21 protein-coding genes are annotated in these 22,678 nt (G+C 58.5%); 6 read left to right on the top strand and 15 right to left on the bottom strand.

Going from position 1 to position 22,678, the window contains the following annotated elements:
* Window positions 1-4: 4 nt before the first annotated feature.
* The 5 genes from sucA to sdhC form a co-directional block, all read right to left on the bottom strand.
* Entirely contained in the window at window positions 5-2,812 is a 2,808-nt protein-coding gene (gene sucA / locus BJF97_RS08945) for a 2-oxoglutarate dehydrogenase E1 component (protein WP_004130528.1), read from the bottom strand.
* Window positions 2,813-3,383: 571 nt separating this feature from the next.
* Complete coding sequence (gene sdhB / locus BJF97_RS08940) at window positions 3,384-4,100, bottom strand: succinate dehydrogenase iron-sulfur subunit SdhB (protein WP_004130526.1); 717 nt, start codon at window positions 4,098-4,100, stop codon at window positions 3,384-3,386.
* A 15-nt stretch (window positions 4,101-4,115) separates the two neighbouring features.
* Window positions 4,116-5,882: a succinate dehydrogenase flavoprotein subunit gene (gene sdhA, locus BJF97_RS08935; protein WP_014228442.1), complete on the bottom strand. Its 1,767-nt coding sequence runs from the start codon at window positions 5,880-5,882 to the stop codon at window positions 4,116-4,118.
* Entirely contained in the window at window positions 5,882-6,229 is a 348-nt protein-coding gene (sdhD, locus tag BJF97_RS08930) for a succinate dehydrogenase membrane anchor subunit (protein WP_004100278.1), read from the bottom strand. Before sdhD ends, sdhA begins: the two co-directional genes overlap by 1 nt.
* On the bottom strand, window positions 6,223-6,627 hold the full coding sequence (gene sdhC, locus BJF97_RS08925) for a succinate dehydrogenase cytochrome b556 subunit (RefSeq protein WP_014837839.1): 405 nt from the start codon (window positions 6,625-6,627) through the stop codon (window positions 6,223-6,225). The genes sdhD and sdhC overlap by 7 nt, the downstream gene beginning before the upstream one ends.
* 274 nt (window positions 6,628-6,901) lie before the next feature.
* Here sdhC and BJF97_RS35630 point away from each other — a divergent pair, with 274 nt between their 5' ends.
* Together BJF97_RS35630 and gltA are read left to right on the top strand one after the other, a co-directional pair.
* A complete protein-coding gene (locus tag BJF97_RS35630) occupies window positions 6,902-7,054 on the top strand; it encodes a hypothetical protein (protein ID WP_418268728.1) in 153 nt (50 codons plus the stop codon).
* Between the two features lie 212 nt (window positions 7,055-7,266).
* Window positions 7,267-8,550, top strand: coding sequence for a citrate synthase (gene gltA / locus BJF97_RS08920; RefSeq protein WP_004100276.1), 1,284 nt, complete (start codon window positions 7,267-7,269; stop codon window positions 8,548-8,550).
* A gap of 45 nt (window positions 8,551-8,595) precedes the next feature.
* On the opposite strand, the gene nei is transcribed toward gltA, so the two are convergent.
* The 8 genes from nei to BJF97_RS08880 all read right to left on the bottom strand — a co-directional run bounded on the left by nei (window position 8,596) and on the right by BJF97_RS08880 (window position 14,914).
* Window positions 8,596-9,387: an endonuclease VIII gene (nei, locus tag BJF97_RS08915; RefSeq protein ID WP_014837838.1), complete on the bottom strand. Its 792-nt coding sequence runs from the start codon at window positions 9,385-9,387 to the stop codon at window positions 8,596-8,598.
* 15 nt (window positions 9,388-9,402) lie between these two features.
* Window positions 9,403-10,047 (bottom strand): pyroglutamyl-peptidase I, encoded by a 645-nt coding sequence (pcp, locus tag BJF97_RS08910; protein ID WP_014228439.1) that lies wholly within the window; start codon window positions 10,045-10,047, stop codon window positions 9,403-9,405.
* Window positions 10,048-10,056: 9 nt separating this feature from the next.
* The gene (locus BJF97_RS08905; protein WP_014228438.1) at window positions 10,057-11,052 is read right to left on the bottom strand and encodes a DUF979 domain-containing protein; all 996 of its coding nucleotides are present in this window, start codon (window positions 11,050-11,052) and stop codon (window positions 10,057-10,059) included.
* Window positions 11,049-11,774, bottom strand: a complete 726-nt coding sequence (locus tag BJF97_RS08900) for a DUF969 domain-containing protein (RefSeq protein ID WP_014228437.1) — start codon at window positions 11,772-11,774, stop codon at window positions 11,049-11,051. The genes BJF97_RS08905 and BJF97_RS08900 overlap by 4 nt, the downstream gene beginning before the upstream one ends.
* 62 nt (window positions 11,775-11,836) lie before the next feature.
* Entirely contained in the window at window positions 11,837-12,583 is a 747-nt protein-coding gene (gene pxpA / locus BJF97_RS08895; protein WP_032694305.1) for a 5-oxoprolinase subunit PxpA, read from the bottom strand.
* Complete coding sequence (gene pxpC, locus BJF97_RS08890; RefSeq protein ID WP_009651642.1) at window positions 12,573-13,505, bottom strand: 5-oxoprolinase subunit PxpC; 933 nt, start codon at window positions 13,503-13,505, stop codon at window positions 12,573-12,575. The genes pxpA and pxpC overlap by 11 nt, the downstream gene beginning before the upstream one ends.
* On the bottom strand, window positions 13,499-14,155 hold the full coding sequence (pxpB, locus tag BJF97_RS08885; protein ID WP_004848901.1) for a 5-oxoprolinase subunit PxpB: 657 nt from the start codon (window positions 14,153-14,155) through the stop codon (window positions 13,499-13,501). Before pxpB ends, pxpC begins: the two co-directional genes overlap by 7 nt.
* A gap of 15 nt (window positions 14,156-14,170) precedes the next feature.
* Entirely contained in the window at window positions 14,171-14,914 is a 744-nt protein-coding gene (locus BJF97_RS08880; RefSeq protein ID WP_032694306.1) for a type 2 GTP cyclohydrolase I, read from the bottom strand.
* A 270-nt stretch (window positions 14,915-15,184) separates the two neighbouring features.
* On the opposite strand from BJF97_RS08880, the gene dtpD reads away from it, so the two are divergent.
* Window positions 15,185-16,666: a dipeptide permease DtpD gene (gene dtpD / locus BJF97_RS08875; protein ID WP_032694307.1), complete on the top strand. Its 1,482-nt coding sequence runs from the start codon at window positions 15,185-15,187 to the stop codon at window positions 16,664-16,666.
* Here the strand turns inward: dtpD and phrB are convergent.
* The gene (phrB, locus tag BJF97_RS08870; protein ID WP_032694308.1) at window positions 16,629-18,077 is read right to left on the bottom strand and encodes a deoxyribodipyrimidine photo-lyase; all 1,449 of its coding nucleotides are present in this window, start codon (window positions 18,075-18,077) and stop codon (window positions 16,629-16,631) included. The genes dtpD and phrB overlap by 38 nt on opposite strands.
* Window positions 18,078-18,321: 244 nt before the next feature.
* On the bottom strand, window positions 18,322-18,528 hold the full coding sequence (locus BJF97_RS08865; RefSeq protein ID WP_004848892.1) for a DUF2517 family protein: 207 nt from the start codon (window positions 18,526-18,528) through the stop codon (window positions 18,322-18,324).
* Between the two features lie 309 nt (window positions 18,529-18,837).
* Between BJF97_RS08865 and kdpF the strand changes: the two genes are divergently transcribed.
* Genes kdpF through kdpB form a run of 3 tightly spaced genes read left to right on the top strand, consistent with a single transcriptional unit; the run spans window position 18,838 to window position 22,676 of the window.
* Window positions 18,838-18,927 (top strand): K(+)-transporting ATPase subunit F, encoded by a 90-nt coding sequence (kdpF, locus tag BJF97_RS32325; protein WP_009651669.1) that lies wholly within the window; start codon window positions 18,838-18,840, stop codon window positions 18,925-18,927.
* Entirely contained in the window at window positions 18,927-20,606 is a 1,680-nt protein-coding gene (kdpA, locus tag BJF97_RS08855; RefSeq protein ID WP_032694310.1) for a potassium-transporting ATPase subunit KdpA, read from the top strand. The genes kdpF and kdpA overlap by 1 nt, the downstream gene beginning before the upstream one ends.
* 21 nt (window positions 20,607-20,627) lie before the next feature.
* Window positions 20,628-22,676: a potassium-transporting ATPase subunit KdpB gene (gene kdpB, locus BJF97_RS08850; protein WP_014837833.1), complete on the top strand. Its 2,049-nt coding sequence runs from the start codon at window positions 20,628-20,630 to the stop codon at window positions 22,674-22,676.
* The last annotated feature ends 2 nt before the right edge of the window (window positions 22,677-22,678 follow it).

Here is a 22,678-nt window from a genome sequence, read left to right as displayed (position 1 = left end):
TTAATTAATCGACGTTCAGCGCGTCATTGACCAGATCTTGTTGCTGTTTCTGGTGAACGGACAGGTATCCTACCGCCGGAGAGGCGGAGGCCGGGCGGCCTGCATAACGCAGAGAGGCCCCAAACGGAATCACTTCACGGAAGTGATGCTGGCTGCAGTACCACGCGCCCTGGTTGAGCGGTTCTTCCTGACACCAGACAAAATCATGCACGTGCGCATACGGTTTCAGCGCTTCCTGTACCGCCTGGTGCGGGAACGGGTAGAGCTGCTCTATGCGAACGATAGCGACATCTTTTTGCTCTTTCTTGCGGCGCTGTTCCAGCAGGTCGTAATAAACCTTACCAGAGCACAGCACAACACGCTTCACGGCTTTCGGGTCGAGATCGTCGATTTCACCGATTGCCGGCTGGAAGGTGCCGTTAGCCAGTTCGTCCATACTCGATACCGCCAGCGGGTGACGCAGCAGCGATTTCGGCGACATCACGATCAGCGGGCGACGCATACCGCGCAGCGCCTGACGACGCAGCATATGGTAAACCTGCGCCGGCGTGGACGGTACGCAAACCTGCATGTTCTGCTCGGCGCAGAGCTGCAGATAGCGTTCCAGACGCGCGGAGGAGTGCTCCGGCCCCTGGCCTTCGTAGCCGTGCGGCAGTAGCATCACCAGACCGCACATACGGCCCCACTTCTGCTCGCCGGAGCTGATGAACTGGTCGATAACCACCTGCGCGCCGTTGGCGAAGTCGCCGAACTGCGCTTCCCAGATGGTCAGAGTACGCGGCTCTGCGGTGGCATAGCCGTATTCAAACGCCAGGACCGCTTCTTCCGACAGCACGGAGTCCCAGACTTTAAAATGGCCCTGACCGTTGTGGACGTGCTGCAGCGGCGTATAGGTTGAACCATTTTTCTGGTTATGGATCACCGCGTGGCGGTGGAAGAAGGTCCCGCGCCCGGAGTCTTCGCCGGACAGACGCACCGAAATACCTTCATCGACCAGCGTGGCGTAGGCGAGGTTTTCCGCGCCGCCCCAGTCGAACAGCTTCTCACCGGCGGCCATTGCCTGACGATCGCCATAGATTTTCGCGACGCGCGACTGCATCTCAACGGCTTCCGGCACCGTACTGATGCGTTTCGCCAGCTCCTGCAGACGCTTAGGTTCAACTTTGTCCGGATAGCTCTCATCCCACTCGTGGTTGAGGTACGGGGACCAGGTAAAGGAGTGCATGTTCATCGGACGCCACTCCTGCACCACGCATTCGCCGGCATCCAGCGCGTCGCGGTAGAGGTTAACCTGCTCGGTAGCGTCTTCCAGCGTCGCGACCTTATCGGCTTCCAGCTTGTCAGCGTAGATTTTGCGCGGGGTCGGATGCTTTTTGATTTTCTGATACATCAGCGGCTGGGTTGCGCTCGGCTCGTCGGCTTCGTTATGGCCGTGACGGCGGTAGCACACCAGGTCAATGAAGACATCGCGTTTGAAGGTATTACGGAAATCCAGCGCCAGGCGGGTCACGAAAGCGACCGCTTCCGGGTCATCGGCGTTGACGTGGAAAATCGGCGACTGCACCATCTTACCGATGTCGGTGCAGTACGGGGTAGAACGCGCATCCAGCGGGTTAGACGTGGTGAATCCCACCTGGTTGTTAATCACGATGCGTACGGTACCGCCCACTTCGTAACCGCGCGCTTTGGACATGTTCAGGGTTTCCTGAACCACGCCCTGGCCGGTGACCGCGGCGTCGCCGTGAATGGTGATCGGCAGAACTTTGTTGCTGCTCGGTTCGTCGAGACGATCGAGGCGAGCGCGTACGGAGCCGATAACCACCGGGCTGACGATTTCCAGGTGCGACGGGTTAAACGCCAGCGCCAGGTGCACCAGGCCGCCTTCGGTTTCCATGTCGGACGAGAAGCCCATGTGGTACTTCACGTCACCGGTACCGAGGTGTTCTTTATGTTTACCGGCAAATTCGTCGAACAGGTCCTGCGGTTTTTTACCCAGCACGTTGACCAGTACGTTCAGACGACCGCGGTGCGCCATGCCCAGCACCACTTCGCGGGTGCCGCTCTTACCCGCGTGGCGGATAATCTCTTTGAGCATCGGGATCAGCGCATCGCCGCCTTCCAGCGAGAAGCGTTTCGCGCCCGGGAATTTCGCCCCGAGGTAGCGTTCGAGGCCTTCCGCCGCGGTCAGCTCGCTCAGGAAGCGTTTTTTCTCTTCGGCGCTAAAGCTCGCTTTGCCTGCTACCGACTCGATACGCTGCTGGATCCAGCGTTTTTCTTCGGTAGAAGTAATGTGCATATATTCCGCGCCGATGGAGCCGCAATAGGTTTGCTTCAGGGCAGAGATCAGATCGCCCAGCTTCATCGTGTCTTTACCGATGGCAAAAGAACCTACGTTATAGATCTCCTGGAAATCGGCCTCGGTCAGATCGTGGTAAGCCGGATCGAGATCCGCCACTCTCTCTTGCTGCCACAGTCCCAGCGGATCGAGATTCGCATGCTGGTGACCACGGAAGCGGTATGCGTTGATGAGCTGCAGGACTTTAACCTGCTTCACATTGGTGTCAGGGTCGGAAATCGAAGAAGTGTAACGCGAGGCATCCTTCGCCAGGCGGCGGAAATAATCACGCGTTTTGGAATGAAATTGATCCGGTTTGACTCCGGTGCCAGGTAACTGCTGGAACATAGAACGCCAGTTGGCGTCAACAGAGTCAGGATCGGTTAAGAAGTCTTCATAGAGCTGTTCTATCCAGCTCTGGTTCGAACCAGAGAGGTAAGAAGAGTCCAGCCAGGCTTTCATTGCGCCGTTCTGCATCGTGATCCCTTAAGCATTTATATGCTTATTTCGCCGTAGAAACTACCACGCACAGAAGTTGTACGTGCCGGGGTTCACTTGTTGCGGATGAGTTGTGGTTTCGTCCGCTAAGGAACCTTTAAAAACTGCCATTAATCTTCGGCGTTCAGGCTGCGGTTGCGTTAGCTGCCTTCACTTACCCCGGTCACATAGTTCACTATGCTCCCGGGGATGCGTTCAGTTGCCGCCTTACCTCGCTCTGAACGCCTTGATTACTGGTACATATTTGGCGGTTTTTAAAGATTTCCTGCTATCCCCTTCATACTTCAAGTTACATGTGCGTTGGCTTTCCTCACTCACCCCAGTCACTTACTTGAGTAAGCTCCTGGGGATTCGCTGCGTCGCCGCGTGACTCGGCCTTCGGCCTCGCCCCTACGGGGCCAGCGCAAGCGCTGTTCAAAACGGCTAGCCGTTTTGTCCTGTAACTCGAATTATTTAGGGTATTCATTTCCCGGCGGCGCGAACGCTGCCGGGGCTACTGCTTTTGGTTGCCCGGATAAGCGCTAGCGCCATCCGGGGCAGACCGGGTTACTTACGCACTGCGCTGCAGCAGCATCGACTTAATATGGCCGATGGCGCGCGTCGGGTTCAGCCCCTTAGGACACACACTGACGCAGTTCATAATGCTGTGACAGCGGAATACGCTGAAAGCATCGCTCAGCCCTTCGAGGCGCTCGCTGGTTTCGGTATCGCGGCTGTCGATCAGGAAGCGATACGCGGCCAGCAGGCCGGCCGGGCCGATAAACTTGTCCGGGTTCCACCAGAACGACGGGCAAGACGTTGAACAACATGCGCAGAGAATACACTCGTACAAACCATCGAGTTTCTCACGCTGCTCTGGCGACTGCAGATGCTCGCGAGCCGGAGGATTTTGCCCATTATTCAACAAGTAAGGCTTAATCTTCTCATATTGTGCATAGAATTGCCCCATGTCTACCACCAAATCACGGATAACCGGTAATCCTGGCAGCGGACGGATAACAATTTTCTTACCCGGCTGATTCAGCGCGGAGATCGGCGTGATGCACGCCAGACCATTTTTCCCGTTCATGTTCAGACCGTCGGAGCCACAAACCCCTTCACGGCAGGAGCGGCGGAACGACAGCGACGGGTCTTTCTCTTTCAGCTGGATTAACGCGTCCAGCAGCATCATGTCGCGACCCTCTTCCGCTTCCAGGGTGTAATCCTGCATGCGCGGAGCATCGTCTACGTCCGGGTTATAACGATAAACTGAAAACTCGAGTTTCATATTCCTGTCTCCGCATTAATAAGTACGAATCTTCGGCGGGAATGCCGGACGCAGCTTCGGTTCCATATTGACGCTACGACGCGTCATGGATTCCGACTCTGGCAGATACAGGGAATGGCACAGCCAGTTTTCATCATCACGATCCGGGAAGTCGAAGCGGCTATGCGCGCCGCGGCTTTCGGTACGGTAGTTCGCAGACATCGCGGTGGCGTAAGCGGTTTCCATCAGGTTATCCAGCTCCAGACACTCAACGCGCTGGGTGTTGAACTCGCTGGAAGTATCATCCAGGCGGGCGTTTTTCAGACGCTCGCGGATGGCTTTCAGCTGCTCAAGGCCCTTCGCCATTGCATCCCCTTCGCGGAAGACCGAGAAGTTATGCTGCATACACTCTTGCAGCGCTTTGCGGATTTCGACCGGGTCTTCACCATTCCGGTTGCCGTTCCAGCGGTTCAAACGTTCCAGAGAAGCGTCGATCTCTTCATCCGTCGCGTCGCGCAGTACGCCCTGCTCGGCGATAGACTCTTGCAGGTGCAGACCCACCGCGCGGCCAAAGACCACCAGGTCAAGCAGCGAGTTGCCGCCCAGACGGTTCGCGCCGTGTACCGATACGCAGGCGATTTCGCCTACCGCGAACAGTCCCGGAATAACCACATCTTCGCCCTGCTCGTTGACGGTCAGCGCCTGTCCGCTCACTTTGGTCGGAATACCGCCCATCATATAGTGGCAGGTTGGGATAACCGGAATCGGCTCTTTTACCGGGTCGACGTGGGCAAAGGTGCGGGAGAGCTCCAGGATACCCGGCAGGCGGGATTCCAGCACTTCTTTACCGAGGTGATCGAGCTTCAGCTTGGCGTGCGGGCCCCACGGACCATCGCAGCCGCGACCTTCACGGATTTCGATCATGATAGAACGCGCCACCACGTCGCGACCCGCCAGGTCTTTCGCATTCGGGGCATAACGTTCCATGAAACGTTCGCCGTGTTTGTTCAGCAGGTAGCCGCCTTCACCGCGGCAGCCTTCTGTCACCAGAACGCCCGCCCCGGCGATACCGGTCGGGTGGAACTGCCACATTTCCATATCCTGCACCGGCACGCCGGCGCGGATCGCCATACCAACGCCGTCGCCGGTATTGATATGGGCATTGGTGGTGGACTGGTAGATACGACCGGCGCCGCCGGTAGCCAGCACGGTGGCGCGAGCCTTGAAGTAAACCACTTCACCGGTTTCGATACACAGGGCGGTACAACCGACCACCGCGCCATCGGCGTTTTTCACCAGATCCAGCGCGTACCACTCGGAGAAAATAGTGGTGTGATTCTTCAGGTTCTGCTGATAGAGGGTGTGCAGCAGGGCGTGACCGGTACGGTCAGCCGCCGCAGCGGTACGTGCCGCCTGCTCGCCGCCGAAGTTTTTCGACTGGCCGCCGAACGGACGCTGATAAATCGTGCCATTTTCGAGACGCGAGAACGGCAGACCCATATGATCCAGCTCCAGAATCGCTTCCGGGCCGGTTTTACACATGTATTCGATGGCGTCCTGATCGCCAATGTAGTCCGACCCCTTAACGGTGTCGTACATATGCCATTCCCAGTTATCTTCATGGGTATTACCGAGCGCGACGGTGATACCACCCTGCGCGGAAACGGTATGGGAACGGGTCGGAAAAACTTTAGAGAGCAGCGCACAGCTCTGGCCGCTCTGGGAAATCTGCAGCGCCGCGCGCATACCTGCGCCGCCGGCACCAATGACAACAGCATCAAATTCTCTGACAGGCAATTTCATTACACACCCCACACCACAACAAATCCATAAAGAACGTAAGCCACCAGCGCAACAACGATCAGCAGTTGCAGAATTAAGCGCACGGCCAGTGGTTTAACGTAGTCCGTTAATACCTGCCACATCCCGATCCAGGCGTGGATCAGAATGGAAACGAGAGCCAGCAGGGTGAAGACTTTAGTGAACGCGGAGGAGAAAAAGCCCGTCCAGACTTCCCATGAAATTTCACCGGTGGTGGCAAAGAAGCCAACCATATAGATGATGTAGAGGGTCAGAACGATAGCGGTAGCACGGACCAGAATAAAGTCATGTACGCCGTTGCGTCCTAGTGCTGAGGCGTTGCTTACCATACGAGGACTCCTGCGAGAAGTGAAAGCACGACAGTAATAACAAAAGAAATTTTGGCGGAGCGTGTCCCTACTTCGAGGGTTTCTTCAAGGTAGCCAAAATCCATCAGCAGGTGGCGAATACCGACCACCGCGTGATACGCCAGCGCGGTCAGGATGCCCCACATGATGAACTTCACAAAGAAGCTATCCATAATGGATGCCGCAGTGAGAAAACCTTCGGGAGAGGAAAGGCTGGTGCCCAGCAGCCAAAGCAGAATCCCGATCGCCACGAAGGTGATCACTCCGGATACGCGATGGAGAATGGACGCTATCGCCGTGATTGGGAACCGGATCGTTTGCAGATCCAGATTGACAGGTCTTTGTTTTTTCACATTTCTTACCATGAATAACGCCCACATGCTGTTCTTATTGTTTCCTTCCTCCGGTCTGCTTGCGGGTCAGACAGCGTCCTTATCTATAACTAAAAGTCATGTTAAAACGCCTTTCCAGGAGTTAAAGCGTGACAAAATAACGCTGGGTGGCTCGGGATTGCAGGGTGTTCCGGAGACCTGGCGGCAGTATAGGCCGTTCACAAAATCATTACAATTAACCTACATATAGTTTGTCGGGTTTTCTCCCGAACAGTGATCCATGTCACGATAACAACATATTTTTAATTTTTAATCATCTGATTTGACAAATATTAAACATTATTGTTACAACCATTACCAGATAAATGCAATAATACGCAAAAGTTATGGGGTCACTCTTTTACCTGAGAATAAGTTATGCAACAGTGAGAGAGTATTGACCGATGTAATCAGGACAGTTATTAGTGGTATATAGTTTTATAATATTCGGGCTGCTAAAACGCTGATTTGCTGTTGTTTCGTCGTAGGCTGAAGACGTACCATCAAGCGCCCTTGCTCTGTACCCTGCCCTTTTCGCGACGCAGAGCGATGTGCAACATAACAAACTGGTAATGTCATCTGCTACGGGCTGAATGCAAATCCACCACCCGGCAGCCTTAAGCAATAAAGGCGCTAAGGAGACCATAAATGTCTGATGCTAAAGCAAAAATCACCCTGGGTGGTGATACTGCTATCGAACTGGATGTGCTAAAGGGCACGCTCGGTCAGGATGTTATTGATATTCGTAGTCTTGGTTCAAAAGGCGTGTTTACTTTTGACCCTGGTTTTACCTCCACCGCATCCTGCGAATCTAAAATCACCTTTATCGACGGTGATGAAGGTATCCTGCTGCACCGCGGTTTCCCGATCGATCAGTTAGCAACCGACTCCAACTATCTGGAAGTATGCTACATCCTGCTGAACGGTGAGAAGCCGACCCAGGCCCAGTACGACGAATTCAAAACCATCGTTACCCGCCACACCATGATTCACGAACAGATTACCCGTCTGTTCCACGCGTTCCGCCGCGATTCTCACCCGATGGCCGTCATGTGCGGTATCACCGGTGCGCTGGCCGCGTTCTATCACGATTCGCTGGATGTGAATAACCCACGCCACCGCGATATCGCCGCATTCCGCCTGCTCTCCAAAATGCCGACGATGGCGGCAATGTGTTACAAGTACTCTATCGGCCAGCCTTTCGTTTATCCGCGCAACGACCTCTCCTACGCGGGTAACTTCCTGAATATGATGTTCTCCACGCCGTGTGAAAAATATGAAGTGAATCCGATTCTGGAACGCGCCATGGACCGTATCCTGATCCTGCACGCCGACCACGAACAGAACGCTTCAACGTCCACCGTACGTACCGCCGGCTCTTCCGGCGCGAACCCGTTTGCCTGCATCGCTGCGGGTATTGCCTCCCTGTGGGGACCGGCACACGGCGGCGCCAACGAAGCGGCGCTGAAGATGCTCGAAGAGATCAGCTCCGTTGAACACATTCCGGAATTCGTCCGTCGCGCGAAAGACAAAAATGACTCTTTCCGCCTGATGGGCTTTGGCCACCGCGTGTACAAAAATTACGACCCGCGCGCCACCGTTATGCGTGAGACCTGCCACGAAGTGCTGAAAGAGCTCGGTACCAAAGACGATCTGCTGGAAGTGGCCATGGAGCTTGAGCACATCGCGCTCAACGACCCGTACTTCATCGAGAAGAAACTCTACCCGAACGTCGATTTCTACTCCGGTATCATCCTCAAAGCGATGGGCATTCCGTCTTCTATGTTTACCGTTATCTTCGCGATGGCGCGTACCGTGGGCTGGATTGCGCACTGGAACGAAATGCACAGCGACGGCATGAAAATCGCCCGTCCGCGCCAGCTGTATACCGGCTACGAAAAGCGCGATTTCAAAAACGATATCGCCCGTTAAGAGGGCTATCGCAGCGACAAAAAACGCGCCTGAAGGCGCGTTTTTTTATTGCTGACATCCCGGGCACCAGTAAAACGGCCGCGACGACAGCATCGTTCTCTCGATTATTCCGCCGCAGCGCTCGCAGGCCTCCCCTTCGCGATGAAAAACCTTAAAGCGAAACAGCGCGCCGTGGTGCTTATTCTCGTCCACCAGACCGCGGGTGTTGTAGGACAATCGCGGGATCTCCAGCAGCGCATGCGCCAGCGCATCGAGCTGTTTTTCATCCAGTTCAGAGGCTTTATGCCGCCCGGTCAGCCCCACCTGCCAGAGGATCTCCACGCGCAGATAGTTGCCTAATCCGGCAAGAAACGCCTGATCCAGCAGCAGACCGGAGAACTGGCGGTTGCGGAATTTCGCCGACAGCAGCCGCGCTTTGACCTGTTCAACGCTAAGGCGCATATCGAGCACATCCGGCCCGACCCGCAGCAAAAACGGATGGCGGGCGAGCTGCTCGGGCGTCAGCATCTCAATATCAGAGGCGCTGTAGAGCAAAATCGCCCTGCGCGCGGTCTGCAGCCGAACGCGCAGAACGCGCGTCGTTTCAGGCTGCGCCCCCGCGTCCACCACTCGCCAGACGCCGTACAGCTGATTGTGGCTATACAGCGTTAGCCCGCCGGAGAAGTGGGTCAGCAGCGCCTTACCGCGAGTTTCAATGTGCGTCACTCGCTGGCCGACCAGCTGAGATTGGTAATGTTGTAACTGCGGGAAGGCGAACCACGCCCCGGTCAGGGGTTCGCCTTTAATCGCCGCTTCCAGGCTATCCGCCGCGCGGCGAATTTCCGGACCTTCCGGCATAATCTTGTCCTTGTGTTAATGCGTTGCCCCACCGCCGACTTTCACATCGCCATCCTGCTGCAGGGCAACGGCGATGGCCGTTTCCAGCGCGGCCTGAACCGTCTCTACCGCCATACTGGCTTCGCCGGGGTGAGCCGCGGCCTGCTCCGGCAAATACGGAATATGGATAAACCCGCCCTTCGCGCCGCTGCGATGACGCAGGCTGTGCAGCAGGCCGTACATCACGTGATTACAGACAAACGTCCCCGCCGTCTGCGACACCGACGCCGGGATCCCCCGGCTGCGCAGGGCGGTTACGATCGCTTTGATCGGCAGCGTGCTGAAGTACGCCGCCGGCCCGCCGGCAGCGATCGGTACGTCGATCGGCTGCAGGCCTTTATTGTCCGGGATCCGCGCATCATCGACGTTGATCGCCACCCGTTCAACGGTGATGTCGACGCGACCGCCCGCCTGGCCAATCGCCAGGGTCAGGACGGGATCCAGCTCATCCAGCGCGGCGTTAAGCGCCGTCAGGGCGTCGCCAAAGACGCACGGCAGCTGCCGCGCCGCCACCGGCTGTCCGCCGATAATAGCGCCGTCCAGCCGCTTTACCACTTCCCACGAAGGGTTAACCGCTTCGCCGCCGAACGGCTCAAAACCGGTAATTAACACGCCAGCCATGATCCCTCCTTACAGGAACATCAGGAAATAGAGTAAAAATACGTTCACGATAAGCAGCATAACGCCGGTCGGCACCTGGGCTTTGATGACCGCGTTTTTATCCGGCAGCTCCAGCAGCGCGGCAGGCACGATATTGAAGTTCGCCGCCATGGGCGTCATCAGGGTACCGCAGTAGCCGGAGAACATGCCAATGGCCGCCATCACCGCCGGGTTCCCCCCGTGCTGCAGCACCAGAATCGGGATCCCGACCCCCGCCGTCACGATAGGAAACGCGGCGAAAGCGTTGCCCATCACCATCGTCAGCAGCGCCATTCCCAGGGTATAGACGGCAACGGCGATAAACCGGCTGTCTACCGCCAGGTAGTGCTGCGTCAGCCAGGAGATGCTGTTGCCAACGCCGGCGGCGGTAAACAGCAGCCCGAGCACCGCGAGGATCTGCGGCAAAATAAACGCCCAGCCCACCGAATCCAGCAGGCGGCGGGCTTCCTGTAACGGCTGCGCGGCCGTTTCATGGGTCATGCGGATAGCCATCACCAGACCGAGCAGCGTGCCCGCGGTCATCGAAAACAGCGTGATCAGCGTGGCGTGATTGCCCGGGCCAAAGATAGCGACCTGCAGCGAGGGGAGATTATTAAACAGCAGCACGCCGATCACCGTCACCACCGGGATCGCCAGCGCCGGGAAAAACAGCCGATTGCCAAGACGCGCGGCGCTGGCGGTACGTTCTTCCTGCGAGCGCTGATGATAGCGACCGAGGCGCACGCCGCCAAAACCGGCGATCAGCGCCAGCACCACCACCACCACGCCAACGCCGATATTAACGGCCCGCTTGTCGCCGACCAGCTCATAGGTCCAGTCGCCAAACAGAAACACCAGGCCATACAGCCCCCAGAACAGGCCGGTTGTCAGCCTGCGCGGGTTGGCCTTATCGCGCCATGACATCACCGCCACCGCCAGCAGAACCGCGCCCGCCAGCCAGTACAGCCAGGTTTGCTGAAAATTCATGCGGCACCGCCTTTCGCCTGCCCGGCGTTAACCTTGTCCAGCTCGCGCTGGAGATGGCGGTCGAGGCGCCACAGGCGGGCGGAGTGGATCAGGAAGGCGCAGACCGCCGTTGGGATCCCCCATAGGGCGATATGCAGCGGCTCGGTCTGAATGCCGCCCGACTCCAGCATAAAGTTATGCATAAAGATAATCGCCCCGAAGGCGACGAAAATATCTTCCCCGAAGAACAGGCCCACGTTGTCGGTCGCCGCCGACATCGCGCGCAGACGATAGCGCACCTCGCCAGGCAAGGCGCCGAAGTTTTTCTCCGCCGCCCCTTCTGCCATCGGCGCCAGCAGCGGGCGCACCATCTGCGGATGACCACCCAGGCTGGTGAGGCCCATCGCCGCGGTCACTTCACGCACGAAAAGATAGACGATAAGCAGACGACCGGCGGTGGCGCTGCGGATCTTCGCGATCCACGTCTGCGCGCGCTCTTTCAGACCGTGCCGCTCCAGCAGGCCAATCACCGCCAGCGGCAGCAGCAGAATAAACGGCAGGTTGCGGGTATTAAGAAATCCTTCTCCCAGCTTTTCCAGAATGGTCGCGATCGGCATATGCGCCGCCAGACCCGTGATGATCCCGGACACAATAACCACCAGTACCGGGTTAAAACGCAGAACAAATCCGACCACGATCGCCGCAATGCCGATCAGTGGCCAGAGAGATAATGACTCTCCCATAGTTACATCCTGTATGTTGTTGTGAATTGTTGTCTAATGTTAATTACTTGATACTATTATTTTTATTCTTCTACTTCCGCACTGACCTGTATATTGCGCCCGGCAAACGCCGCGCGCAAGCGGCGCGCAAAATCCAGCGCGTGCTCGCCGTCGCCGTGCAGGCAGACGGTTTCCGCCACCACGTGCGCCCATTCGCCGGTGATGCTGCGCACCCGGCTGTGCTGCACCATTTCCAGGGTTTGCGCCAGCGACTGCTCTTCGCTCTCGATCAGCGCGCCGGGCTGGGTGCGCGGCACCAGGCTGCCGTCCGCCAGATAGCCGCGGTCGGCGAAGACCTCCTGGCGGGTGGTCAGCTGATAACGCTGCCCGGCGCGAATCAGCTCGCTGCCCGCCAGGCCTACCAGCACCAGACCCGCGTCAACGTCATATACCGCTTTGGCGATAGCGTCGGCAAGCTGCGGATCTTTTGCCGCCTGGTTATAGAGCATGCCGTGCGGCTTGACGTGCTGCAGCTCGCCGCCCTGCGCGCGCACCAGCGCCGCCAGCGCGCCGATCTGATACAGCGTTTGCGCATAAACCGTTTCCGGCGGCAGCTGCATCGCCGTACGGCCAAAATTTTCCCGGTCAGGAAAGCTGGGGTGCGCGCCCACCGCGACGCCATATTTCAGCGCTTCGCGGACGCACTGCAGCATCATCACCGCATCGCCCGCATGGAAACCGCAGGCGATATTGGCTGAAGAGACCAGCTGCAGCAGCGCGCTATCGTTGGCGCAGCCTTCGCCCAGGTCGGCGTTTAAATCAATCTTCATCGTTCAGTCTCCATGCCAGCTGTTCAAAATAACGTTGTCTGTCGGCGCGCGCCTTCAGCGCCTCCTCCAGGGAGCAGGGAACAAAGTGGATCGGCTGTCCCAGCGGGATCTGCGCCAGCTGGTACATATCGGCCTCGATAATGGTCGCAATCCGCGGATAGCCGCCGGTGGTCTGCGCGTCGTTCATCAGTACGATGGGCTGGCCATTATGCGGAACCTGTACTACGCCTGGCAGCAGGCCGTGCGAAAGCATCTCGCGGTCGGTCGTCCGCTTCAGCGGTTGCCCCTGCAGACGATAGCCCATACGATTGCTCTGCGGGCTAAGCTGCCACGGCGAGCGCCAGAACGTGTCCTGCGACACGCTATCAAACTCCTGGTACTCGGGCCCGGGCAGCGCGCGGATGCGGTTGCCGATGGGGAGCTGCTTCACGCCGCGCGGCCCGCGGAACTGCTTATCCGATTTCCCCAGCTTCAGCCGGTCTCCGTCCTGCAAACGTCGACCTTCCAGGCCGCCAATCCCCACTTTCAGATCGGTGCTGCGCGAACCCAGCACCTTCGGCACCGCAATCCCCCCCGCCACCGCCAGGTAGCTGCGCACGCCGTGCTGCGGGTTCTTGAGCACCAGATGCTGCCCGGCCTTGACCGCGGTTCGCCAGCCCACCCATACCGGCTCGCCATCGAGCTTCGCCTCGCAGGCGGCGCCGGTCAGCGCAAACCAGCCGCTGCGTTCAAACTGAATATCCACCTGGCCCAGCGTTATCTCCAGCGCCGCGGCGTTAGCGCCGTTACCCACCAGCAGATTAGCGGTGACCAGCGCCGGCTTATCCATAGCGCCACAGCGGCTGATGCCCAGCTGACGCAGCCCTTCACGCCCGCCGTCCTGCACCGAGGTATACATCCCGGCACGGATGATTTTTAACATACGCCCTCCTTTTGCGGCACGAAACGCACTCTGTCGCCGGAACGCAGCAGCACCGGCTCCTTGCGCTTCGGATCAAACAGCGCCAGCGGCGTACGCCCCAGCAGCTGCCACCCTCCGGGCGTCGCCAGCGGATAGATCCCGGTTTGCGCCCCGCCAATACCGACGGACCCGGCGGGAACCAGCAGGCGCGGCTCCGCCCGTCGCGGCATCGCCAGCTGCTCCGGCAGGCCGCCGAAGTACGGGAACCCCGGCTGGAAGCCGAGGAACCACACCACGTACTCCACCGACGAATGCAGTTCAACCACCTGCTTTTCGCTCAGGCCGCTGTGGCGGGCAATTTCTCCCAGATCCGGTCCGTATTCGCCGCCATAAACTACCGGGACCGAGACCTCCCGCGATTCCGGTTCGAGCGTATCGCACTCCTCCCACCAGAGCTGCAGGCGCTCAATCGCGTCCCACGCCGTCTGCTGCGGGTTGCGCAATATCACAGTAATGTTGTTCATGCCCGGGATGGCTTCCACCACCTCGGTATGGCCTACCAGCCGCTGGGCTAACCGCCAGATCCGCTTCTGGCTTTCCAGCGTCACCGGAGGCTCAAGCTCCAGTACGACTGCCGTTTCACCTAATAAATAACAACGCGCTCGCTGCACTTTTGCCTCCGTTCATCAGGCCGGGTTCGGGATATCAATAAACGTGACGTCCAGTTCGGTATTTTCCGTCAGCCATTCGCTTAACGCGCGAATGCCGCCGCGCTCGGTGGCATGGTGCCCGGCGGCGTAGAAATGCAGCCCCTGCTCGCGCGCCGAGTGTATGGTTTGCTCTGAAACTTCACCGGTAATAAACGCATCGACGCCAAAGCGGGCCGCGCTGTCGATAAAGCTTTGCCCACCGCCGGTGCACCAGGCCACGCGGGCGACTTTATCCGCCCCGGTGTCGCCGCACCACAGCGGTTTGCGACCCAGCCGCGCTTCAATCCATGAAGCCAGCTCCAGGCCCGATACCGCCATCGACAGTTCGCCCCACGGTACCAGCGGTTCAATTTCCCCCATCACATTGATGCCGAGCAGCGATGCCAGCTGAGCGTTATTGCCCAGTTCCGGGTGAGCGTCGAGCGGCAGGTGCCAGCCATAGAGGTTAATGTCGTTAGCCAGCAGCGTTTTGAGGCGATTGCGCTTCATGCCGCGAATGACCGGCGATTCGCCTTTCCAGAAGTAGCCGTGATGGACGATCACCGCATCGGCCTCCAGGCGGACGGCTTCATCCAGCAGCGCCTGGCTGGCGGTCACGCCGGTGACGACTTTTTGTATCGTTTCGCGCCCTTCCACCTGGAGCCCGTTGGGGGCGTAATCACTGATGGCCGCGCTATTGAGTTTTTCATTAATCAGTTGTTCCAGTTCACTATTTTTCATTGCCGTTCCACCAGGTTTTCGTTCTGTACAGAGGAATAACATAACGGTATCCGTCCGGTCAGTCGATAGTTCTGCCGCTTCGCCGTCCATTTTGACTTTTCGCGAAATCCCGCAATTTGTCTACTCCCTCGCTCGCGCATTCGTGTATATTTATGCACTATTACAGCATATTAAATAACCAGAAAGCCCATAAGGCCATGAATATCGCTAGTTAATGGCTATTCATGCAGAAAGATCGACTTTCTTTTTTACGGCAGGACAAGGCATTACATGAACACACAATCCTCACAGCCGCGGGCGATTTATTACGTCGTCGCGCTGCAAATCTGGGAATATTTCAGTTTTTACGGCATGCGCGCGCTGCTGATTCTTTATCTCACCAACCAGCTCAAGTATGACGATAATCATGCTTATGCGCTGTTCAGCGCCTACTGTTCTTTAGTCTACGTCACGCCGATTCTCGGCGGCTTCCTGGCCGATAAGCTGCTGGGCAACCGCATGGCGGTGATGCTCGGCGCGCTGCTGATGGCCATCGGCCATCTGGTGCTCGGTGCCAGCGAAATCGCCCCCACCTTCCTCTATCTGTCGCTGGCGATTATTGTCTGCGGCTACGGGCTGTTTAAATCCAACGTCAGCTGCCTGCTCGGCGAGCTGTATGAACCCACCGACCCGCGCCGCGACGGCGGTTTTTCGCTGATGTACGCGGCGGGCAACGTCGGGTCTATCGTTGCGCCAATCGCCTGCGGCTACGTGCAGGAAGAGTACAGCTGGGCGATGGGCTTCGCGCTGGCGGCCGTCGGCATGATCGCCGGGCTGGTGATTTTCCTCAGCGGCAATCACCATTTCCGCCACACCCGGGGCGTCAATCGCGAAGCGCTGCGGGCGCGGAGTTTCGTCTTACCAAACTGGGGCTGGCTGCTGGTGCTGCTGATCGCCGCGCCGCTGCTGATCACCGTGCTGTTCTGGCAGGAGTGGTCGGTTTACGCGCTGATTGTGGCGACGGTTATCGGCCTGGCGGTACTGACGCGGATCTACCTGCGGGCGGAGACCGCCAGGCAGCGTAAAGAGCTGCGTCTGATTATGGTGCTCACCTGCTTCAGCCTGCTGTTCTGGGCTTTTGCGCAGCAGGGCGGCAGCTCCATCAGCCTCTATATCGACCGTTTTGTTAATCGTCATTTTATGGGCTATGAGATACCGACCGCGATGTTCCAGTCGGTGAACGCCTTTGCGGTGATGCTCTGCGGGGTGGTGCTGGCGTGGCTGGTGAAAGAAAACATCAACGGCAACCGTACCGTGCGCATCTGGGGCAAATTCGCGCTGGGCCTCGGCCTGATGAGCGCCGGTTTCTGTATCCTGACCCTCAGCGCACGCTGGTCGGCGGCTTACGGACAATCTTCAATGCCGCTGATGGTGCTGGGCCTGGCGGTGATGGGCTTCGCCGAGCTGTTTATCGACCCGGTGGCGATGTCGCAGATTACCCGTATTGAGATCCCCGGCGTGACCGGGGTGCTGACCGGTATTTATATGCTGCTCTCCGGCGCTATCGCTAACTATCTGGCAGGCGTGATTGCCGATCAAACCTCGCAGGGGTCGTTCGACGCCGCCGGGGCCGTCAACTATTCAATTAATGCCTACATTGAGGTGTTCAGCCAGATAACCTGGGGCGCGCTGGCCTGCGTCGGCCTGGTGCTGGCTATCTGGCTGTATCACGCCGTTAAGATCCGGACTCGTCGCCTGGCGATGGAGTCTTAAGCTCTCTGGCGGCTTCCCAGGCCGCCAGCGTCGCCAGCCGCGCCTGCTTGTGGTCAACAATCGGGCGCGGATAATCCAGCGTTACGCCCTGTTTCTCCGCCCACAGCCACGGTTGATGCACCGCTTTTTCAGGTACCCCGGCCAGCTCCGGCAGCCATTGACGAATAAACTGCCCCGCTTTGTCGAAGCGCTCTCCCTGGGTCGTCGGGTTAAAAATACGAAAATAGGGCGCGGCATCGGTACCGGTTGAAGCCGCCCACTGCCAGCCGCCGTTATTCGCCGCCAGATCGCCATCAATAAGTTGTTCGATAAAGTAGCGCTCGCCCAGCCGCCAGTCGATGCGCAGGTCTTTCACCAGAAAACTGGCGACAATCATCCGCAGGCGGTTATGCATCCAGCCGGTCGCATTAAGCTGACGCATCGCGGCGTCGACAATCGGGAAGCCGGTTTGCCCGCGCTGCCAGGCCTGAAGCGCGGATTTATCGTCCAGCCACGCCACGTTATCGGTCCAGTCGATAAAAGGCCGCCCCTTACACAAGTTTGGGTAGTAAACCATCAGGTGACGATAAAACTCGCGCCAGATAAGCTCGTTGAGCCATACCGATCCGGCTTCGCCATCCAGCGCCCGCGGCTGCTCAACCCGCAAACGGTGCAGGCACTGGCGCGGTGAGAGCGCGCCCACCGCCAGGCACGGCGACAGTCGGCTGGTCCCCTCGATGGCGGGAAGATCGCGCTGCTGCTCATAGTCGGCGGCCTTTTGCTGGCAGAAGCCGCGAAGCCGGGCGATGGCACTTTTTTCATCCGCGGCGAAAAGCTCGCTATCAAATGGCGTCTGCGGATAATCTATTTTCACTTCAGACGCCGCAGCGATGGGCCCGCCCGCGCGGACTTTCGGCGCGGCGACGCACTCCGGCAGCGCTTCCTGCAAACGGCGAATAAAGGCATTTTTAAACGGCGTAAAGACCTTATACATTTCACGACTGCCGGTCAGCACGCTGCCCGGCGGCAGCAGAACGCTATCATCAAAGCCCTGACAGGTCACCTCCGCTAAGGTTTTCTCCACCGCCGCATCGCGCTGGCGTTCATTGATTTCGTACTGGTAGTTGTAAAACAGATGGGTCACCTGCCGCTGCCGGCAAATTCTGGCGAGCAGCGCCACGCTGGCGGTGAAATCTGCGGCATGTTCAATCTGCAGCGGGATCCCCTTTTCGGCCAGCGCCGCTTGCAGGCTGTGAAGGTGGCTGATCATAAACGCCGCCTGGCGCGGCGCCATACCGTGCTGGCGCCATTGCCCTGGCGTGGCGATAAATAATCCCAGCACCTCGGCATGGGGATCGCGGCAGGCGGCGGCGAGCGCCAGGTTATCGTGGATGCGCAAATCCGCGCGAAACCAGACCAGATGGGTGGCCATAGCATTCCTTTCATCATGAAAATTGATAAGTTCGACTTATATTTAACCCTCCCGCCGGCTTAACCTTCGGGGAGTGAATAAGTGTAAGCCACTCATGGCAAAAAAAAACCGCCGGGTAAACCGGCGGCATGATGATAAGGCAATCTGTTGGCACGCTGTGCCGGGTAAGACAGGGTAAATAAGCCAGGATATCAAGCCATTAGCCCGTTTCCGCAGCGCGCGCCCGCTGAGCCATAAACCGTTATTAATAAAAATCTGCGGAGACTTTTTCGGCCTGCGCCAGCCATACCGGCTGTTCGCTGGTTTTCGCCCACACGCGGTGCAGCCAGCTATAAAAACGGGCGCGATCTTTCCAGAACAGCATTACCGGCAGCGCCAGCACGCCAGCAGCCACGGCGAAAGCGCGACGCGCAAAGATGATATGAGCAGGATAAGTTTTGTACAACGCCATAATTTCTCTCCCCTTTGTCAGGCCGGCAAGCAAAGCCGGTAAAGTTAATCTGTTTCTCTGCTTAAAATAGTACCGCTTTGGCTGTAATTTTACTACTCATCCGACCACTAAAAAGCACGTATTTAGCCTTTATTTACATTCACCCGGTAACTTAGTTACAAAAAAGTTAAATTAATACTAACCATTAGTTAAATTGTGGTCTTGGCGATTTTTATATTTTTTTTACACCCCCGCCGCAGATTTTTGCGAAATCTTTGCGCCCGACTGCCTATTCTCCTCGTAAATCAAAAAGACACCCGGAGGTGGATTGTGAGTGCAGGCGTAATCGCTGGCGTAGCGCTGGTGTTCCTGTTGCTGGTTTATCTGGTTTATGCCCTGATACACGCGGAGGCATTCTGATGGCCGCTCAAGGATTTTTACTCATCGCGAGCTTTATTCTGCTGCTGATGATCCTGGCTCGTCCGCTGGGCACGGCGCTGGCGACGATGATCAATGATTCCCCGCTACCGGGCCTGGCCGGCATCGAACGCGGTTTATGGCGGGCGGCGGGCATTCGTTCTCAGGAGATGAACTGGTATCAATATTTATTCGCTATTCTGCTGTTTAATGCGCTGGGTCTGCTGGTCCTGTTCACGCTGCTGATGTTCCAGGGCTCGCTGCCGCTCAATCCGCAGCACCTGCCCGGCCTGTCGTGGGACCTGGCGCTGAATACGGCGGTGAGCTTTGCCAGCAACACCAACTGGCAGGCCTATGCCGGTGAAACCACCATGAGTAGCCTTAGCCAGATGGCCGGGCTGGCGGTGCAAAACTTCCTCTCCGCCGCCACCGGCATCGCGGTGATCTTTGCCCTTACCCGCGCCTATGCCCGGCAGAAAGTCAGCACCCTTGGCAACGCCTGGGTCGATCTGACCCGCATCACCCTCTGGCTGCTGCTGCCCATTTCGCTGCTCATCGCGCTGTTCTTTATTCAGCAGGGCGTGCCGCAGAGTTTTTCCCCGAATCAGGGCTTTACCTCGCTTGAAGGGGTGCGCCAGATGCTGCCGATGGGGCCGGTGGCTTCACAGGAAGCGATCAAAATGCTGGGTACTAACGGCGGCGGCTTCTTTAACGCCAACTCAGCGCATCCGTTTGAAAACCCAACCGCGCTGACCAACCTGGTGCAGATGCTGGCGATCTTTCTCATCCCGGCGGCGCTGTGCTTCGCTTTCGGCGAGGTGGTGGGCGATCGCCGTCAGGGACGGGCCATTCTATGGGCGATGACGCTCATCTTCATCGTCTGCGTGGCGGTAGTGATGTGGGCGGAAACCCGCGGTAACCCGCATCTGCTGAGCCTTGGCGCCGACAGCAGTATCAATATGGAAGGCAAAGAGAGCCGGTTCGGTATTCTCGCCAGCAGCCTGTTTGCCGTGGTCACCACCGCCGCGTCCTGCGGGGCGGTCAACGCCATGCACGACTCCTTTACCGCGCTGGGCGGAATGGTTCCCATGTGGCTGATGCAGATAGGCGAAGTGGTCTTCGGCGGCGTCGGCTCGGGTCTGTACGGCATGCTGCTGTTCGTGATGCTGGCGGTATTTATCGCCGGGCTGATGATTGGCCGCACCCCGGAGTACCTCGGGAAGAAAATTGACGTCCGCGAAATGAAAATGATTGCGCTGGCGATCCTCGTGACCCCGACGCTGGTGCTCCTCGGCACGGCGCTGGCGATGATGACCGAAGCCGGTCGCGCGGGCATGTTCAACCCCGGGCCACACGGCTTCAGCGAAGTGCTGTACGCCGTCACCTCGGCGGCCAACAACAACGGCAGCGCCTTTGGCGGCCTCAGCGCGGCGACGCCGTTCTGGAACCTGCTGCTGGCGTTCTGCATGCTGGTTGGCCGCTTCGCAGTCATTATCCCGGTGATGGCGATTGCCGGTTCGCTGGTAACGAAGAAAATTCAGCCCGCCGGCAGCGGCACGCTCGCCACCCATGACGCGCTGTTTATCGGCCTGCTGATCGGCACCGTGCTGTTGGTTGGCGCCCTGACCTTTATTCCCGCGCTGGCGCTCGGCCCGCTGGCGGAACACTTTTCCTTACTTTAAGCGATTGCGGAGCAACCTGTTATGAGTCGCAAATCATTAGCCCTGCTGGAGCCGACGCTGGTGCGTCAGGCCCTGCTGGACGCCGTGAAAAAACTGAGCCCTGCCGTACAGTGGCGTAACCCGGTGATGTTTATCGTCTGGATTGGCAGTCTGCTCACCACCCTGCTGGCTCTTGCCATGGCAAGCGGGCAGATCGCCGGCAGCGCCGGATTTACCGCCGCCGTTAGTCTCTGGCTGTGGTTCACCGTCCTGTTCGCCAACTTCGCCGAAGCGATGGCGGAAGGCCGCAGTAAAGCGCAGGCTAACAGCCTCAAAGGGGTCAAAAAGACCGCCTTTGCCCGTAAGCTGCGCGCGCCGCAGCACGATGCGCAAATTGACCACGTCCCCGCCGAAGAGCTGCGTAAAGGCGACGTGGTGCTGGTCGAGGCGGGGGATATTATTCCCTGCGATGGCGAAGTTATCGAAGGCGGCGCGTCGGTGGATGAGAGCGCCATTACGGGTGAATCCGCGCCGGTTATCCGCGAGTCCGGCGGCGACTTCGCCTCGGTGACCGGCGGGACGCGTATTCTCTCCGACTGGCTGGTGATCCGCTGCAGCGTCAACCCCGGCGAAACCTTCCTTGACCGGATGATCGCCATGGTTGAAGGCGCCCAGCGCCGCAAGACGCCGAACGAAATCGCGCTGACTATCCTGCTTATCGCCCTGACCCTGGTATTCCTGCTGGCCACCGCCACCATCTGGCCCTTCTCCGCCTGGAGCGGTAACGCGGTCAGCGTCACGGTGCTGGTGGCGCTGCTGGTGTGCCTGATCCCCACCACCATCGGCGGCCTGCTGTCGGCCATCGGCGTCGCCGGGATGAGCCGCATGCTCGGCGCGAACGTGATCGCCACCAGCGGCCGCGCGGTTGAAGCGGCGGGCGACGTCGACGTCCTGCTGCTGGACAAAACCGGCACCATTACCCTTGGCAACCGCCAGGCTTCGGCATTCCTGCCTGCGCAGGGCGTGGAAGAGAAAACCCTTGCCGATGCCGCCCAGCTGTCGTCGCTGGCCGACGAAACGCCGGAAGGCCGCAGCATCGTGGTGCTGGCAAAACAGCGCTTTAATCTGCGCGAGCGCGATCTGCAATCGCTGCATGCCACCTTCGTGCCGTTTACCGCCCAGACCCGGATGAGCGGCATCAACATCGACCAGCGGATGATCCGCAAAGGTTCCGTGGATGCCATTCGCCGCCACGTTGAGGCCAACGGCGGCCACTTCCCGGCCGACGTCGATAAACAGGTTGAAGAGGTGGCGCGTCTTGGCGCCACGCCGCTGGTGGTCGCCGAAGGCGAACGCGTGTTGGGGATTATCTCGCTGAAAGATATCGTCAAAGGCGGCATCAAAGAGCGTTTTGCCCAGCTGCGTAAAATGGGGATTAAGACGGTGATGATCACCGGCGATAACCGCCTGACCGCCGCCGCTATCGCCGCGGAAGCGGGCGTGGACGACTTTCTCGCCGAAGCGACGCCGGAGGCCAAGCTGGCGTTGATCCGCCAGTATCAAGCGGAAGGACGGCTGGTGGCGATGACCGGCGACGGTACCAACGACGCCCCGGCGCTGGCGCAGGCCGACGTGGCGGTCGCGATGAACTCCGGTACCCAGGCGGCGAAAGAGGCGGGCAATATGGTGGATCTCGACTCTAACCCCACCAAACTGATCGAGGTCGTACATATCGGTAAACAGATGCTGATGACCCGCGGTTCGTTAACCACTTTCAGTATTGCCAACGACGTGGCGAAGTACTTTGCCATCATTCCGGCCGCCTTTGCCGCCGTCTATCCGCCGCTGGCGATGCTTAACGTGATGCATCTGCACTCGCCTTCTTCAGCGATCCTGAGCGCGGTGATTTTTAATGCGCTGATTATCATCTTCCTGATCCCGCTGGCGCTGAAGGGCGTGAGCTATAAGCCGCTGACGGCCTCGGCGATGCTGCGCCGCAACCTGTGGGTCTACGGCCTGGGCGGACTGCTGGTGCCCTTTATCGGTATCAAAGCGATCGACCTGTTATTGACCCTGACCGGGCTGCTGTGAGG

Source organism: Klebsiella sp. LTGPAF-6F (assembly GCF_001753185.1).
Lineage (GTDB): Bacteria > Pseudomonadota > Gammaproteobacteria > Enterobacterales > Enterobacteriaceae > Klebsiella > Klebsiella michiganensis.
The sequence above is the reverse complement of the archived record's forward strand: the minus strand, read 5'-3'. Positions and strand labels throughout refer to the sequence as shown.